Here is a 16,598-nt window from a genome sequence, read left to right on the forward strand (position 1 = left end):
GTAGTTAAGTTCTCTTATTACAATCGCTGATAGTCAGCATTCTCAATCGCTAAGCACGCCCCGCCCAATAATTGCGGATATTCAATCTCCGACATCGAAAATTGGGTCTGCATGCGTAGTCGTTCAATAGTGTATTTCCGCAAAGAAGTCTGAATCGTACCTGGAAGTATGTCTCCTAATCGAGCTCCACGACCACTCAGAATGATATGCTCTGGATTGATGATGTGGATCAACGTAGCCAATCCTTTTCCTATGGCGTATGCGATGTGATCTACCGCCGATAGTGCCAATTGATCGCCCTGCTTTGCAGCATCAATAATACATTCACCCGTAATATGCCCACTTTGCTCATATTCTTCCGCTAGTAACGATGGTTCTCCTTTTTGCAGGCGATCATGTGCGTAGCCCACTGCAGAGAGAAGGGAGGCATCGACTTCTAGGCAGCCTCGCTTTCCGCAAGAGCACAGCGTGCCTTTGTCAGAAAGTGGAATATGGCTGAATTCTCCAGCGAAGCCACTATGTCCGCGAAAAAGTTTACCATCGATAATCATCCCTAAACCGATGCCCCAATTCAGATTGATAACGAGCATATCTTTTGATGCGCGTTGCCGACCAAATCGTTTTTCTGCGATGGCAATAGCTGCTGAATCATTCTCTAAGAAAGTTTGTATTCCGAACGCCTTCTCCAGAAGATTCTTAATATTATGAAATGGATTGTCTGCGGGAAAAGAAGCATTAATACCTTCTGCCGCATTAACGAATCCAGGTGATGTTAACCCTATCGCGAATATTTTCCGCTTTCCCGCACTCGCTTTCACGTTAGTTATTAATGCTACAAGGTTTGTGTAGGCATCGGCATCAATCAAGGTGTTTTTGATCGTCACGACCGGTCCAAAATAGCTGTGATCAAAATTCAACAGTGCCACACTGCTGTAATATTGATCAACGGCTACCGATAGAATCAAAGGAAGATCATTGATCGTTAGTTGATATTGCAATGCACGTCTGCCACCAGTGGAAGGAGCTAATCCAACCGTGTTTACGATACCATCATTAGCTAATTCTTGCAATATCTTGGTCGTGCTGGGAATACTCCGATCTATGGTCGAGGCAATTTCGCTTACCGATTGCAAGCGTCGAAAGCATAGCGCCTTCATAATAGAGATTTTGGTCTGACTCACGGGCGTATTGTCTTAGCGTTAAAGACTGTTCATTAATAACGGTTGTAACAAATCTATTGATAAATCTCTCAAATCAAAGGTTTATTGAAAATATTTAAAAAGTTTATGACCTCATGTATGGGAAATTTATATAGTGTCACACTCTAGCTAATAGTTGTTGGAATTTCGATTAAGAGTTCTTAAAAGTAAAATAGGATTATACTAGATTATTACCGTTAAATTCGCGACTCCTATAAAAGAAAGGAGCACCATTCGATGCTCCCTCTTCCTGTAAAATACTATAAAAGCTATAAGCGCTTTATCCGGATGTTTCGGAAGAAGACTTCAGAACCGTGGCCTAAGAAGCCAAGATGTCCTTTCTTATTTTTCAGTCCGGGATGATCTTTACCATCTAGCGTACCATTTTTAGAGGCTTCGGCCAAATCACCGTCTAATATCACGATGCCATTCAGCGTCACCTTTATATGGTTACCTTTTACATAGATTTCCTGCGTATTCCATTCACCAAGGGGTTTTAATCCTTCGCGTTTAGCGGCAATAATACCATAGGCCGATCCATGGTACTGATGTTTTTTGAGGTTTTTATAGATATCGGCATCATTATCCAAAATCTGAATTTCAGTGCCCACATAAGCGGCATCGCCATCCAATGGCGCACGTATGCCTACGCCATTATTGGCTCCAGGTGTCAGTTTGAAATCAAAACGGTACACAAAGTCGCCAAACTCTTCTTTGGTGTACAAGTTTTTGCCAAACTTAGCATCTGGATTAGCACGTAAGTGGCCTTCTGGCGTAATTTCATAAGCCGTTGATTCTGTCCAATGATCTAAGTGCGTGCCATCAAATAACATCTTAAAACCTTCCTGCTGTTCCGCAGCGGTAACTTGGAAAACTTCCTTACGCGGTAATTCTTTGAGGTAAATATCGCGATACCACACTTTTGATCCATGCGCCTGCAATTCGATCTGTTCCATCGGGAAGATGGGTTGATTGCGATCCCAATAGTTTTCTAATGTGGTACTATCGACGACTTGCTCACCGTTTAACCACACCCATACCTTGTCGTCTATCATTTTAATCTTAAAAGTATTCCATTCGCCTAATGTGTTATCAGCAACTTTTAATGGATCTTTCGCGTGCGTTTTATTGTTGTACAAACCACCCGAACCCACTTGTGCACCAACATTCACGCGCGAAATATCCCAGATCTGCACTTGTGGCGTGCCGCGGAGATAAATCCCCGCATCTGGTTCTTCACCTTTCGGATCCAACTTCCAGTCCACCAATAGCTCAAAATCACCGTATTGTTTATCGGTCGCGATGTTATCGCCTTTTCCGCCAAAAACTAGCATCCCATTCTCTGCGGTCCAATTAGAGCGCATGTCCTGATCAGCGGCGGCTTGCTTTTTGGTCAACTCTTGCGTAGACATCGCATTGCGCTTGATCGGATCTTCCACCAAACCTTTCCAACCACTCAGATCTTTGCCATTAAATAAAGCAACGTAACTTTCTTTGTTTGGCATTTCTGCCAGATGACGCTCAATCGCGGCAGAGAGGTAAGCGCTTTCTTCACCAGCCAAATTTATTATACACTGAGTCAGCATATCTTTTACCATTTTGCCAGTAAATGTGCGGTTATCTAGCGCGATATTCATTACAGTACCAGTCGCAGTACGCTTCAAATCTGGATCAGTAAGATATTGGCCAGCAAAGGCCAATGCCTGAAAAGTGCCTGTTGCCTGCAAACTTTGTAGGATCATTCGCTTTTGTGCAACGCTTTCTGCTTGCGCAAACGCATCTTTCAGATATAGCGTTTTCTGATCAGGTTTGGCGGCGCTACGATTTACTTGCTTCACTAATCCACTTAATACCACATTCAAGGATTCACCTTTTTTCGTGCGAGAAAGCGTGATCAAGGTCGGTAGGGCAGTTGGTTCAGACCAGTTCGCCAAGGTTTTTATAGCGATCTCACGATTCGCAGTATTGTTAAGCGCTTGTTGTACTAGCGGCAATGCACCATCATCACCGACGCTGGCAAATACCGGAAATAGGTAAGCGATATGTACTACATCCTCTAAAGATATATTTGATGCGAGCTGTTGGATGCGCTCTGATTTATCGGAGCGCGCTTTTAAGGAAATAGTTAATGCATGCTGTACCTGAGATAAATCTTGCTTTGAAACATTATTCAACAATGATAGAAGCGTGTCCAAATCTTTTGCACTAGCTAAAGCAGGCAGCGTTTTATATGCTTCTTTGCTGACAATCGTGTCTGTCGATGTGAGTAAAGGTAGTACGGATTGCAGAGATTCTTCGTTCGAACGGGTGGCTAGAAATTGTAACAAGATTACTTGCGTTGTTGCATCTGAATTAGATAAGGCGCTATGCACTGCTTGCACCGTCTTAGGATCTGGGGTACTTAGCAGTAAATCTTTGATTGCCTCTTTTCCTTCCTGATCCACCTGCGATATTTCTTGTATCATGCGCGTCGTGGCCGATTCATTATTCAATCGTACTAAGGCACGTAAAGCGGCCACCTTCGCGCGACTATCCTTGCTATTAGCTAAGCTGTTTTCGATGGGTTTAGCATATAGATCTTCGCCTTGTTTTCCTAGGAAATCAAACAAGCTCTCTTGCACATCTGGCGAGGCATTCTTTAGCATCGCAATCAAGGCACGACTTTCTTTTTTCGTACCATGCTCCGCTAACAGTTGTAGTGCGATACCACGATAGGTCGCGTCGGACGATTGTATTCCGCGCAGGATTTCTTTCTTAGCTTTTGCTGGATTAATGACCGCAGATAAGGCCAAAGCTCTTCCTTTGAGGACAGCAGACTGATTGATGTTGGTTTGTTGTAAGACCGTATTGATCATTTTTTCTGACCCTTTTTTATCTCCTTGTGCTAAGCAGTTGGCTGCATAATCTAAGCTGAGTGAAGCCACGTTGGTCGGCTCATAAGCATATCCGACTTCTGCCGCTTTATCCAGAAAGAGTTTTTCGGATGCGCTGCCCGCGATTTTGCTGAGTGCTATGTAGGCGTTGCGACTGAAAGTAGCGTCTGTATACTGATCAAGGCTAGCAATGATAAGCGGCTCTGCTTTTTTTGCTTTAAGATCGCCTAAGGCGGTAATCACCGCAATAGCCTGTTTCTCACTTTTCGCATTTTGCAAGCCATCAATCAAAACATTCACGGCTTCTGGCGTGCCAATGGCATGTAAAACTAGCGTCGCATCATCTACTAAATTGTCATCCGATAGGAAAGGAGCAACCACAGCCAAGCTTTCATTATTTCCCACTTTTTTCAATAACTCCAATACAAAGGCTTTTTTCTCTTGCTGTTGCAATTGGCCAAGGCTCGAGCCCAGTCCTTCGACGAATACTTTACGCTGGCTTTCTTTACCATCCTGCATCACGTAATACGAATAGGAGTTGAGCGCGTAGGTGATCGGGGTAATGTCGGTGTTTTTCTTTTCAATTTCTTTTACCAACGTCGCTATTTCAGCCGCTGTAAAATGCTCGAGCTCCTGCATCGCGGCAGAGAATGTCTCGAATTTTTCAGCAGGCTGTTGCATGAGTAAATCCGCAATCTTTGTGGTCGTGGTTCGATCTGTTGGTAGTTGCGCATACACGGCGGTGTGCAGCAACAGGAATGATAATATATAGCTAATTCTTTTCATGAGCGTCTTTTAAATAGTCCAAGGTCCACGCATCGGTTGATTAATCAGGCGATTGGCACCCGGATCACCTACAAACTCTTGCTTGTCGGAATCATAATGTAAGGTGCGATTCAGTCGCAAAGCAGCCAACCCAAGGTTGACGAGTGTGGCCGAGTAGTATCCATTTTCCTCGTTGAGCGCAAACTTCTGCCTAGAGCGACACGATTCTAGGAAATCGTCGACCTGTGGTGCCGGATCTGGATATTGTGACAGCTTCCGTTCCAAGTCTGGTATGTCGGAAACAAAACCTTTAAATAGCTTTCCGTCTGGTCCTTCGATGTATGGTTTTCCTACTTCTGAGCCTGCTCCATCCAGTACGATTTGGCAACCATCAGCGTAGGTGTAGGTGATCTTTCGCCAAGTTCCCACGGCATCATAATGCTGCTGCGGTGCGTCTACTTCGATCTTGACCGGACTTTCGTTGTCTTTGCCCAAGAAATATTGTACGGGATCCAAATAATGTTGTCCCATGTCTCCCAATCCGCCGCCATCGTAATCCCAATAACCACGGAAAGTGGTATGCACGCGATGTGCACTGTACGGTTTATAAGGAGCTGGGCCTAACCACATATCGTAATCTAATTCTGCTGGAATTTTTTCCTCGGGTAGATTTTCATTGCCCACCCAGTAAAACTTCCAATCAAATCCTGTATGCTTGCTGATGGTTACTTTGAGCGGCCAGCCCAACATGCCGGTGTCGACTAATTTTTTAATCTTTTTGACGGGCACTTGCATACCGTAGAAATCGCGGTCGTAGCGAAACCAAGTATTTAAGCGAAACATATTGCCATGTTGTGCTACGGCTTCTTTCACGCGTTTTCCTTCACCAATAGTACGCGTCATCGGCTTTTCGCACCAAATATCTTTGCCTGCTCGTGCGGCATCTACCGCCATAATCCCATGCCAATGCGGCGGTGTCGCGATATGTACAATATCTACTTGTGCATCTTGGATCAGATCGCGGTAATCGCGGTATTCCGTGGCCCGATCTTTCAATTGTTTTTGCGCCAGCGCCAAATGCCGTGTGTCTACATCGCAAATGGCGACCGTTTTCGTGCCCGAATATTCAAAATGACCGCGACCCATGGAGCCTACGCCAATAACGCCTTTGGTGAGGTGATCGCTCGGTGCCAGAAAACCGTTCCCGCCTAACACGTGTCTCGGTACGATGGCAAAGGCAGCTGCTCCAACGAGTGCTTTCTTAATAAAATCGCGTCTTATTATTTTACTTAATGTCATGTTTTAGATGTTTTTCAGACATGCGTCCGTTTACTATTGGTATAGAAGTAGATTATTCTTATTGAAGGTATTAAGATAGATAAAATATCATAAAGAGTTAGCGAATCCACCGTAACACGGCTGTGACGGGTAGGTGGTCGGAAGCGTAATGCTCTTGCACGACTTGATGCGATACTACTTTCCAGGAATCCTGAATTCTGGTCAAAATAAAATCAATGGTTTTATTGGGGTTAATGACGGGAATGGTGAAGCCACACGCTGTACAGGTGGGGCGAAGTACTTTTCCAAGTATCGCAAATGCTTCTTGATCCGTGGTCATATTCAGATCGCCAGCGATCAGCATAGGAAGGTTATTATTGGCCGCAATATCGGCCAATTCCTTGGCCTGCAAGTGGCGGTTTTGCGGATTCCTCTGCGCATCCAGGTGTGTTGTAGCAAAAGTGATAGATAGATTATTATCCAGCGTAATATCAATCGTAACCAAAATTCTCGGTTCGGCCTTCGATTCCGCTACAGAAGAAAGTCGGTGTACTTGCGGATTGGTAAATGGCTTTTTGGAAAGGATCGCTTGTCCATATTCTCCACCATCAAAATCAATGGCTTTTTCAAAATAATAATGCATACCTAAGGCTTCCGCGATCAATTTTGCTTGATCGATTTGTCCGCTGCGTTTGGTACGTACATCTACTTCTTGTAAGGCAACCAGATCGGGATTTTCTTGGCGAATCGTGGCTATAATCGCTTCTAGATCGATTACTTCCGGCTTGCTCGGTGGGTTAGCATGATGTATATTGTACGACATGATTTTCAAATCCTCTGGTGGTGAATTATTGATTTGCTGTTGTGCCTTTCCACAGTTGATTGTAAAAATTAGCAGAAGGCATAGCCCTAAGAGATGGTTGATTTTGCGCATATCAGTCTTGTTTTGAGATGAGTAGATAAAGACACGGCAGTTTCGCGTGATCAACCGCCGTGTCTTTTATAGTTAACAAAATGAAAGGTTACCAACCTGGGTTTTGACCCAAATTAGGATTACGTTCAAATTGTGTTTGCGGCACCGGCCACAAATAATTTTTAGGGCTTTCAAAAGCGCGCGTCCACTGCACTAAGAGAAAGCCATCTGTACTTTTTCTGTAGGTAGATGCACTCAACTGCGGAAACCAACTAGCTTTCACACCTTCAATATCCTGACCTAGACGTTCCCCTTCGCGCCAACGCCTTACATCAAAATAGCGATGACCTTCCAGCACCAATTCTACACGGCGTTCTCGTCTGATTTCTTCGCGGACGTCCAAGCCATGCTGAGCCAAAAAGTTGAGGTTCATACGTGTCATCCCAACGCGATCCCGCAATAGGTTGATCGATATATCCAAATCTGCTTGCGTTAGTTTGCCTTGTTCTAATCTGGCTTCTGCATAATTAAGCAATACCTCGGCATAGCGCATGTGATGAATATCATTATCATCTCTGCTCACTAAACCTACGGCACTCGGTTCAACATACTTCTTGTAGTAATAACCCGTTGTGGTAACTGACCCACGACCATCTTGACTAAATTTGGGCACTTGAAAAACCGTCGGGTCCGGGTTTTGTGCGACTGGTCTGCCGTCGAATCGCCCGCCCCATTTATCGCCAGGCACTAAGATGGTTTGCGTCATGCGCGGATCTCTATTTTGAAAAACATCGGCATAGGTGTCATCCTTGTACAGCGGAGATTTATCAATCGGTAAACCATCCGAACATAAGTAAGATTCGACCAACGAACGTGTGGGTACAAAGCGCGCAAACTGATCTGGCACCTGAATTTCTCGACTCAAATTGTGCATAATCACATCAGTAAGATGCATGCGAGCGAAGATGGTTTCTTTGTTTCGGCCTCCGGCCAATTTACCAGCGCGTGTAAATAACTCCCAATAATTCGTTGCAGGATTGCCCGTGTTGTACAATTCGTACACACCCATATCCATCACCGCTTTGGCGGCTTGCTCTGCTACATCATAGCGGCCATAGGTAAGCGCAATGCGTGATTTCAACGTCAACGCCGTTCCTTTGCTTACGCGACCTAGGTTTTCTCCGGTAGGTATAGCACTCGGCAATACGGCTGCAGCAGCATCTAGATCCTGCAAAAGGAAATCCACCACCTCCGATTGAGGTGTACGATCATCATATAATTCAGGATCGTCTGGATTCAAAGTTTTGGTGAGCAATGGAATATCGCCATAAAAAGACGTTAAAAAGCTGTAAGCCAAGGCCCGGATGACGCGCACTTCGGCCGCTAATCGCTCCTTAGCTCCCACTTGATTCTCCGTCGCTCCGGCATAGTTTTCCAGAAATGCGTTGCATTCCCTTACATCGCGGTACATATTAGCCCATTCACTATTTACGGTAGGTTGGGTAACAGGAAATACACCAGAACCAATATCCTTGTACTGATTACCACTTGGCCACATGGTATTTTCGCCCATATTTTCCATATCAACGAAGTTTTTCGCTTTCACGCGCGAGTAGATGGCAGTAGCCGCCATTTCCAGATGTTCCTGTGTTTTCCAGTACGTTTCGTTTACAATTTCATCTTGCGGCACGCGATCCAAGAAATCGCTGCAACTGCCTAAACCGATGAGACTAATAGCGGAAAATGTATAGATGAATTTTTGGTATTTTTTATGTCGTAATGTCATTCTATCTTAAATTTAAATTGATACCCAATACAAACGTTTTTACTTGCGGATAATATCCACCGGTGTTGCCGCTTGGCACTTCTGGATCATAACCGTAGAAAAAATCGGTTTTGGTGAGTAGATTATCTGCCGAAGCATACACGCGCAATTTGCTGACGCGAATGCGATCCATCCACTCCGGTGAGAAGGTATAACCGACCTGTACATTTTTTAAACGTAGGTACGAAGCGTCTTCGATCCATTTGGATGATATACGGGTATTGTGATCACGCAAATACACGAAGCGTGGATACGATGCATCGGTATTGTCGGGAGTCCAACGATCCAAATGTACTTCCTGTGGCAAAGCGCTATTGTTGATAAAGGCGTGGCGTGCATTGCCAGCAAGAAATCCATCGACTTTACCAACACCTTGCAGAAAGAAGCTGAAATCAAAGTTTTTGTACGCTAAATCACCACGAAATCCGTACGTGTAGCGCGGAATATCACTACCTAATACATGGCGATCATTGCCAACCGTAATTTCAGTAGCTTCTGGATCCGTCGGTACATAGATTAAATCTCCAGGGCCGACGAGGTCACCTCGCTGAAACGGAAAGTTGGGTACCAGGCGGCCATCGACCGTACTAAAATCACTTTCTTGCGCGATGCGATCTACTTTAAAGCCATAATATGCGTCTAATGGGTGGCCTACTAAACGAACGCGATCACCCAGATTTACGGCATAATCATCTAAATGTGTGATCTTATTTCTCACATCCGAAAGATTAAAGTTAGCTCGGTAGCTAAAGTCGCCGATGTGATCTTGCCAACCAAGGACGAGTTCCCAACCTTTGTTTTGCATCGCACCTGCGTTTTGAGATGGATAGCCTGAACCCACACCAATTACATCTGGTAATGGTGTATTGAGCAGTAAATCGCGCGTGTTGTTTATAAAGTAATCTCCTGTTACAGTCAATCGTTGTCCCAGAAAGGCTAGATCCATTCCAATATTCATCTTCTCGGAAGATTCCCAAGAAACAAGCTGATTGGGGATGAAGGATTGGCGGAAGCCCACTCGTCCGACGTTGCCAATTGGATTATTTGAATTAACCTGAGCAGAGGATAAGATGGCCATAAACGGATGATCGCGACCTACACGGTCATTACCCTGTGTTCCGTAAGAAAACCGAACCTTACCAAAATTCCACGTATCGCGCAGGCTTTCGAAAAACGCTTCTTCTGTAAATACCCAACCCGCTGAGAAAGAGCCAAACCAATTCCAACGCACATCAGGATGAAATCTGGAAGAACCATCCCGACGGAAGTTTCCTTCTAGGAGATAGCGACCTTCGTAATCATAATTGACACGACCAAAGAAAGACATCAAGGCATTCTGACTGCTAGAACTTTCATTCAATTGGTTTTCGGTGCCCAGTGCTAGTGAAGGCAAATCGACCGGAAGATGCGTACGCGAAGCTCCAAAATCTGCACCAACATTCTCTTCTAGAGAGTAGCCTAACAAGCCTGTTACGTGGTGTTTTTCTTGGAAAGTGCGATTATAGTTCACCGTTCCTATAAAGGTTTGGTAGGTGCCCGAATAGTGGTCCATGCTAACTCTGTTCGGGAAATTGGTTTGATAGATTAACTGCTCGTCATCTGGACTATAATAGTTGATAGTTTTTAACTGTGTTGTTCTTTTTGAGTTGTATTTTACTAATCCGTACTGTCCTTTTAGATCTAAACCTTTTGCGATATTGAGCGTGGCTGCGAGGTTCGCCGTGATTTCTTGCGAAGTAAAACTATTCGTTCCACCATCGGTGGCAATAGCAACGGGATTGCTCTGGCCGCCATGATATGCCCAACTATCATTGGTGAATCTAACGGGCACTAGAGGGCGAATACCCAATGCCGCAGAAAGTGCACCAGTTCCCGATGCGCTGCCATCATTCGAGCGATCCACATAACCCAAGTTTCCGTCTATTTTCAATCTTTCGCCGATTTGGGTATTCAGGCGAATACGCGCATTATGGCGATGCGCTTTAAAATTATCGCCCACTACCAATCCACCTTCGTTGAGGTAGCCATACGAAGCATAATACTGCGTATTGTCGCTTCCGCCATTCAGACTTAGGTTATGATTTTGCTGTGGCGCACTCGAGCGATATACTTCATCGATCCAGTTCGTATTGGCAAAATAGTTGGGATCGCTGCCATCACGTGCTATCGCAATTTGTTCTTCAGTATAGGTCGGGTTGGTGCCCGCATTGATGTTGGCCTCATTTTGCAAAGTCATGTAATCTGCCGAACCTAGAAACTTAGGCAAAGCTGTTGGTGTTTGTTGGCCGAAGTAACTGTTTAGGCTGATATTCGTCTGACCGGATTTACCTTTTTTGGTGGTCACAATAATGACTCCATTTGCTCCACGCACTCCATAAATGGAAGAAGAAGCGGCATCTTTCAATACCGAAATACTTTCTACATCATCTGGATTTAGGATATTGATATTGCCTCCCGGAATACCATCAATCACGATCAAAGGATTCGCATCTCCCCAAGTACCTACTCCACGAATACGAAATTGTGGCGAGCGATTGCCTGGTGCCGTACTTCCATTACTGCGAACGGTAAGGCCGGGCATTTGCCCCTGCAAGCCAGTTCCAATATTGGCGATAGGTCTGCTTTCCAGTGCTTCGCCAGAGATGGAACTAACCGATCCCGTCAGGTTTGCTTTTCGTTGGGTTCCGTAGCCCACTACCACAACTTCATCGATATTATCATTGCCCGGCTGCAAGATCACGTTCATCTCACCTGCATTTGGCACGGTTTGCTCTTTCGTCACAAAAGAGATATGCTTGAAAACCAATATCGCATCTGGTTGCGCCACTTGGAGGCTGAACTGACCGCTCTTATCAGTGCTGGTATTTTGTCGTGTTTGGCCTTTGATCGCAATATTTACGCCCTCTACTGGCTGAGCAGCTTGGTCGCGTACGACACCGGAAATGGTGTATTGTTGTGCTGGCTCGATGCGCTTCGTTGCGCCTTGTGCACGACGAATCATGATGTAATCATCGAAGATTTTGTAATCCAGATTGTGCTGGCGCAAGAGTAGATCTAAACCTTCGGTAAGTGCGATCGATTGTAGATTAGTCGCTGGTATATTAATATTTCCGATTTCGGAATTGTCGTATACGAAACGGTGTGTAATCTGCTTCTCAATCTTTGTCAATAAGGTCGTTAACTTTGTCTGCGGTTCTTTCAGCGTAAAATGCTGTGCATAGCTCGTAGCGCCCACATTTGATATGGATAAAATAAGCGCCACGGCTATATATTTTGTAATTTCTAGGAAGCGATAAATTATATTTTTATGACCTCCCTGTACATTTAAATCAAAATGCATACTTTTAATTGATCGATGTTCGTTAAATAGGTGATTGGTACAATTGCTTTGGGAGCAGATCATTTTGTCAGAAGGTGTTGCTGCATCTTCTGGCTTTTTTTTTGCGTCTCCCAGTGATTTCATAGTTGACTTTCTTATTTCATAGGCTTAGGAGTTTTTTGCGTTGACAGTCAGGTTGTTATTTTTATAGGTTGCCTTTAATCCTAGATAATCTAGCATTTCCAGCATTTTCGACAGTTTCACATTCCGTGATATGGTACCATTGATTTCTGCATGTTTGCGTTTGCCTGCAATCTTCACATCGATATCATACCAGCGCGCCAGCTGATCGGCAATCATCTGCACATCCGCACGGTCAAAATGGAAATAGCCATCTTTCCATCGTACGATATCTTTTACGTTGGGATTGTGCACCGTTTGCATGCTGCCGTTTGCCGCGATGGTGGTCAATTGATTGGGTTGCATATGCACGTTGCCCGATGATGTCTGCAAGCGGATTGCACCACTCAATAATGCCGCCGTTGTTTGCGTTGCGTCATACGCATTTACATTAAACTTTGTTCCTAAAACTTCGATTTGTCCGAATTGACCTTCCACAACAAAGTGGCGTCCGGCAGATTTGGTAACTTCAAAATATACCTCACCCGTCATTTTTACGAAGCGATCTCCCGTGCCCATATTAGAAGCAAAGCTGATCGATGATTCGGCATTCAACCATACTTTGGTGCCATCGGGCAATAGAAAGTTAATTTGTCCGCCGCGTGGTGTTTGTACTGTATGCTGTTCTACTGGTGCGTTTTCAGCATGGGTGTACTGAATTTCTCCTGTTGCTAATCGCACGATAGAGAAAGTTTCTGCAGTTTCAATCATGCCGACACGCGTACTATCCAATGGTATCGTTTTTCCATCTTCGGTCAAAAATAAGGCGCGATTGCGACCTGGTTCGATGTCTTCCAGTTTGATGTCTGCTTGGGCAGAAGTATGTTGATCCAGCTCCTGATTATGATAAACAGAATAGATAAAAGTAGTACCGAAGCCAATGAGCAAGAGTGCCGCTGCCGCAGACATCCATTTTACTATTTTGTGGGATGTTGAGCGCTTGTACTTAGATGGATTTGCGTTGCTGCTTTCTGATATGATGTTTTCAAATATTTTCTGTGACTCGGTTTGAGTGAAAGGATGCGTTGTGGGTTTATCTTTTTCCATCGTTTGCTTCCAGACCTGTTCAAATAAGGCTTCCTGTTCCGACGTAGGAATTTGGGCGGAAAGATAGTCGAGGCGGATTAATTCTTCCTTGGTAATCGTTCCGTCGATTTGTTTCTGTAGTAAATGAATATAGTCGTTTCTCTCTTGTGGCATGTGCGGGTGTCAAGCTGATGCTTTACACCTAGAGGACAACGCTGCTCGGAAAAAGGGGGTATTAAAAAATAAAAAAAGTAAAAAAAAGACTAACAATGGAATCACGATGCTTGCTGAGGTAGCTTTTAATAGATAATCGCGCCAACTGCAAATATTTCTTAACAGATTCGCGGGAGATATTCATTTCGGTCGCAATTTCCAGGTATTTCTTGCGCTTGAATTGGCAGAGGATGTACGCTTTCTTTTGTTGTGCGGGCAATTGTTCGATCGCAAGATCGATCCATGGCAGATAGCGCTCTTCGTGACTAGGTTCAACCGATTCTTCTTGCCATTGATCTTGCTGCTGCGCATAATCGAGTTCGACTTTCGATCGTCGTACATTGCGGCGCAATAGGTTTAATGAAGCATTGCGCGCCAATACAAAGAGATATCCTTCTACATTGGCAATAGACAGGATATTTTCTCGCTTGTTCCACACCGTGGTAAATACATCTTGCAAAACCTCTTCAGTCTGGCTCTTATCTTTCAGAATATGAAATACTTCGGTGGCTAATCGCTCGAAATGAGCCTCGTAAAAGCGAGCAAACGCCAACTCATCGCCTTCGGAGATGGCCGTCAGATTTTGCTGCGTGTGATGTCGCTTTAGTATCGCTTTCATGGTAGATCAGGCATCACAAAAGTACCATTATCTTAAACCCAACAGATTCACTATGGCGTTAAGTTTATATTAATAATGTGCAGATGTGTTCATAATTCCGTTATCCGGAAGGTTGTTAGTTTCCTAAGAATTGTCATAAATCTAGGAAATATTTCTGAATAATAGCATCATATGTTGATAGCCAATCGCCATAGCAATAGGATGATAGGAAATGGGAAATGAATATGTTGTATTGAAATATGAAGCTGTTGCATCTATGTTAAGGTTCGTTAAAATTCTTTCAATCAATACAATATGATTTTATCTTGCTTCCAAAATCGACAACCTATTGAAATTGCTATCGACCTATTATCCTTTCATGATAAGCCTATCTTCTCTGATATGGTACATCGATTACATCCCCAAAAAGATAGCTTACTTGTCGTATAGCTCCGTGAATTTTCTGGCGGATTATGAGCAACAGGACACCTCTGGTCTGCAAGTATCGAATCTTCCCTTTCCTGTCCGACAGGATACAGACACCATCGTATTGGATGAAATCCAAATCAATCGTCCATTATTTAATGCAGATAGTTTGCAGGTGCATGAATATTTTAAAACATTATCCCAAAAATCATCACCAAGCTGGAAAAGTATTTTTATCGATCGCACCACATCTAATGAACCTCTATTGCCCAATCGGGCGAGTAGTACCTCGAGTTTGATATCGCTTGACCTTCTATCGATCATTGGTAGGCTAACTACAAAGAAAAAATCATCGGAGCAAACGGATGATATGTGGAATAACAAAGAGCGCTACATCGAGCAGCACTTTGATTCTACGTTAGTGAAAAGGATGACTGGGCTATCGGGTATAGCATTGGAAGAATTTGTTCACGAAAAACGCCCCCTAGCAAGCGACCTATCGGATACTGTCATGTATGAACTCATGAAATATATTAAATCAAAACATAATGAAGAATAACCGTTTACTTTTTGCTGTACTACTATTGACCACTTGCTTGTTGGCCTGTAACAAGAATTATGAAACAACCGAAAAAGCATCTAACCTAGATTGGAAAACGGAGCGAATGTATTCTACTTACGTAAAAGATACGTTCGATATCAGTGTCCGGTATCCAAAAGAATTTCATCAAGATTCCCTGAAGAATTACCCAGTCGTGGTACTAGCAGATGCAGATCTTTATTTTCCACTATTAGCGCCGATGGTGCATCAGTATGAGGAAGTAGGTATTTGGCCGCCAACGGTTTTAGTAGGAGTTGGGTACGGATCATTGCAACGCATGGATTCATTGCGTAATCGTGATTATCTCTATCCTGCATCAGTACCATCAGACGAAATTTCGACGCCAGGGGGAGGAGAGAACCTCTACCAATTCCTTACACAAGAATTGTTGCCCAAACTGGAAAAGGAAGGTATTACCAATCCGAAAAGAATATTAGCTGGCCATTCTTTCGGGGGATATTTCTCCCTGTATAGTTCATTAAAACAGGCGGAGCAGCAGCGGCAGGATTTTTCTGGGTTTATAGTCGCCAGCCCATCTTTGTGGTATCGCGATTTCTATCTGGAAAAGAGATTTGGTGAGCACGATAATTTTGGAAAACACAAGATCTTTTTAAGTATTGGTGGAGCAGAGGACGCAGAATGGAGTTTGAAACCTTTTGATCAGTTGTTACAGATTTTGGAGCCACATGCGGCAGGAAAGAATGTGCATTCCCAAGTGTATGCGGGGTTAGGACACATGGATGTCGCCATGGTTTCTTTTCTACAAGGAATCGGTCTATTTTTGGGTTCTGAATAAGTGCATTATTTCTTTTTTAGCCTAAGGTGTGAAGGTTATTTACGGGTAGCATGTTATCTTAGTAGCTTCAAATAGATGGCAATATCATGAATCAACCCATTTCACTCAAAAAATATGACGCTAGAGACTTTGCCGCTTATTACGAGATGGTAAGCGAGTATGCGGTGATGCAATACATTACTGAAAAAGCATTAAGCGAAGCTGAAGCTAAGGAAAAATTTGAAAGTATGTTGGAGGTAAATGCCGCACACGAACACTTGGGTTATTTTAAGGTTTGCGATCAAGCTGGAAGTTTCATAGGTGACTGCAAGCTCGAACCGTACCCGCAAGATACAAGCTGTCTTGAAGTGGGATATATTTTGAAAGAAGCCTTTTGGGGCAAAGGATTCGCCACGAAGTTATGTGCACAGATGTTGGCATTAGCCGACGCAGTAGCTCCCGACAAAGATATAGTCGGGATTATTGATCCAGCCAATGCGGCTTCCAAACGTATTTTGCAGAAGTTTGGTTTTGAAAGTTACTTTGTCGGGGTGGAGGATGATTTGCCGACTGAGAAGTTGAGATTGCAGAAGGCAACAGCTTAAGT

The 16,598-nt window shown here is 43.9% G+C and carries 11 protein-coding genes; 3 read left to right on the forward strand and 8 right to left on the reverse strand.

The features are described 5' to 3' along the window. Window positions 1-17: 17 nt before the first annotated feature. The 8 genes from DC487_RS02380 to DC487_RS02415 all read right to left on the reverse strand — a co-directional run bounded on the left by DC487_RS02380 (window position 18) and on the right by DC487_RS02415 (window position 14,210). On the reverse strand, window positions 18-1,181 hold the full coding sequence (locus tag DC487_RS02380; protein WP_116774345.1) for an ROK family transcriptional regulator: 1,164 nt from the start codon (window positions 1,179-1,181) through the stop codon (window positions 18-20). Between the two features lie 287 nt (window positions 1,182-1,468). Then, on the reverse strand, window positions 1,469-4,858 hold the full coding sequence (locus tag DC487_RS02385; protein WP_116774346.1) for a DUF1080 domain-containing protein: 3,390 nt from the start codon (window positions 4,856-4,858) through the stop codon (window positions 1,469-1,471). Between the two features lie 9 nt (window positions 4,859-4,867). Then, the gene (locus tag DC487_RS02390) at window positions 4,868-6,136 is read right to left on the reverse strand and encodes a Gfo/Idh/MocA family oxidoreductase (RefSeq protein WP_116774347.1); all 1,269 of its coding nucleotides are present in this window, start codon (window positions 6,134-6,136) and stop codon (window positions 4,868-4,870) included. A 97-nt stretch (window positions 6,137-6,233) separates the two neighbouring features. Then, complete coding sequence (locus DC487_RS02395; protein ID WP_116774348.1) at window positions 6,234-7,049, reverse strand: endonuclease/exonuclease/phosphatase family protein; 816 nt, start codon at window positions 7,047-7,049, stop codon at window positions 6,234-6,236. Between the two features lie 88 nt (window positions 7,050-7,137). After that, entirely contained in the window at window positions 7,138-8,814 is a 1,677-nt protein-coding gene (locus DC487_RS02400; RefSeq protein ID WP_116774349.1) for a RagB/SusD family nutrient uptake outer membrane protein, read from the reverse strand. Between the two features lies 1 nt (window position 8,815). Further along, the gene (locus tag DC487_RS02405; protein WP_239016303.1) at window positions 8,816-12,316 is read right to left on the reverse strand and encodes a TonB-dependent receptor; all 3,501 of its coding nucleotides are present in this window, start codon (window positions 12,314-12,316) and stop codon (window positions 8,816-8,818) included. A gap of 24 nt (window positions 12,317-12,340) precedes the next feature. Beyond that, window positions 12,341-13,552, reverse strand: coding sequence for a FecR domain-containing protein (locus DC487_RS02410; protein ID WP_116774350.1), 1,212 nt, complete (start codon window positions 13,550-13,552; stop codon window positions 12,341-12,343). Window positions 13,553-13,613: 61 nt separating this feature from the next. Beyond that, complete coding sequence (locus tag DC487_RS02415; protein WP_116774351.1) at window positions 13,614-14,210, reverse strand: RNA polymerase sigma factor; 597 nt, start codon at window positions 14,208-14,210, stop codon at window positions 13,614-13,616. Between the two features lie 358 nt (window positions 14,211-14,568). On the opposite strand from DC487_RS02415, the gene DC487_RS02420 reads away from it, so the two are divergent. The 3 genes from DC487_RS02420 to DC487_RS02430 all read left to right on the forward strand — a co-directional run bounded on the left by DC487_RS02420 (window position 14,569) and on the right by DC487_RS02430 (window position 16,596). After that, window positions 14,569-15,174: a hypothetical protein gene (locus DC487_RS02420; protein WP_116774352.1), complete on the forward strand. Its 606-nt coding sequence runs from the start codon at window positions 14,569-14,571 to the stop codon at window positions 15,172-15,174. After that, complete coding sequence (locus DC487_RS02425) at window positions 15,164-16,012, forward strand: alpha/beta hydrolase (protein ID WP_116774353.1); 849 nt, start codon at window positions 15,164-15,166, stop codon at window positions 16,010-16,012. Before DC487_RS02420 ends, DC487_RS02425 begins: the two co-directional genes overlap by 11 nt. 86 nt (window positions 16,013-16,098) lie before the next feature. Continuing rightward, complete coding sequence (locus DC487_RS02430) at window positions 16,099-16,596, forward strand: GNAT family N-acetyltransferase (RefSeq protein ID WP_116774354.1); 498 nt, start codon at window positions 16,099-16,101, stop codon at window positions 16,594-16,596. Window positions 16,597-16,598 lie beyond the last annotated feature (2 nt).

It is taken from the genome of Sphingobacterium corticibacter (assembly GCF_003076635.1).
Taxonomy (GTDB): Bacteria; Bacteroidota; Bacteroidia; order Sphingobacteriales; family Sphingobacteriaceae; genus Sphingobacterium; species Sphingobacterium corticibacter.

Excerpts from the sequence above, each read along its gene's own strand:
- DC487_RS02400 (WP_116774349.1), bottom strand. The coding sequence starts at position 8,814 with ATGACATTACGACATAAAAAATACCAAAAATTCATCTATACATTTTCC.
- DC487_RS02425 (WP_116774353.1), top strand. The coding sequence starts at position 15,164 with ATGAAGAATAACCGTTTACTTTTTGCTGTACTACTATTGACCACTTGC.
- DC487_RS02420 (WP_116774352.1), top strand. The coding sequence starts at position 14,569 with ATGATAAGCCTATCTTCTCTGATATGGTACATCGATTACATCCCCAAA.
- DC487_RS02385 (WP_116774346.1), bottom strand. The coding sequence starts at position 4,858 with ATGAAAAGAATTAGCTATATATTATCATTCCTGTTGCTGCACACCGCC.
- DC487_RS02390 (WP_116774347.1), bottom strand. The coding sequence starts at position 6,136 with ATGACATTAAGTAAAATAATAAGACGCGATTTTATTAAGAAAGCACTC.
- DC487_RS02415 (WP_116774351.1), bottom strand. The coding sequence starts at position 14,210 with ATGAAAGCGATACTAAAGCGACATCACACGCAGCAAAATCTGACGGCC.
- DC487_RS02405 (WP_239016303.1), bottom strand. The coding sequence starts at position 12,316 with ATGAAATCACTGGGAGACGCAAAAAAAAAGCCAGAAGATGCAGCAACA.
- DC487_RS02395 (WP_116774348.1), bottom strand. The coding sequence starts at position 7,049 with ATGCGCAAAATCAACCATCTCTTAGGGCTATGCCTTCTGCTAATTTTT.
- DC487_RS02410 (WP_116774350.1), bottom strand. The coding sequence starts at position 13,552 with ATGCCACAAGAGAGAAACGACTATATTCATTTACTACAGAAACAAATC.
- DC487_RS02430 (WP_116774354.1), top strand. The coding sequence starts at position 16,099 with ATGAATCAACCCATTTCACTCAAAAAATATGACGCTAGAGACTTTGCC.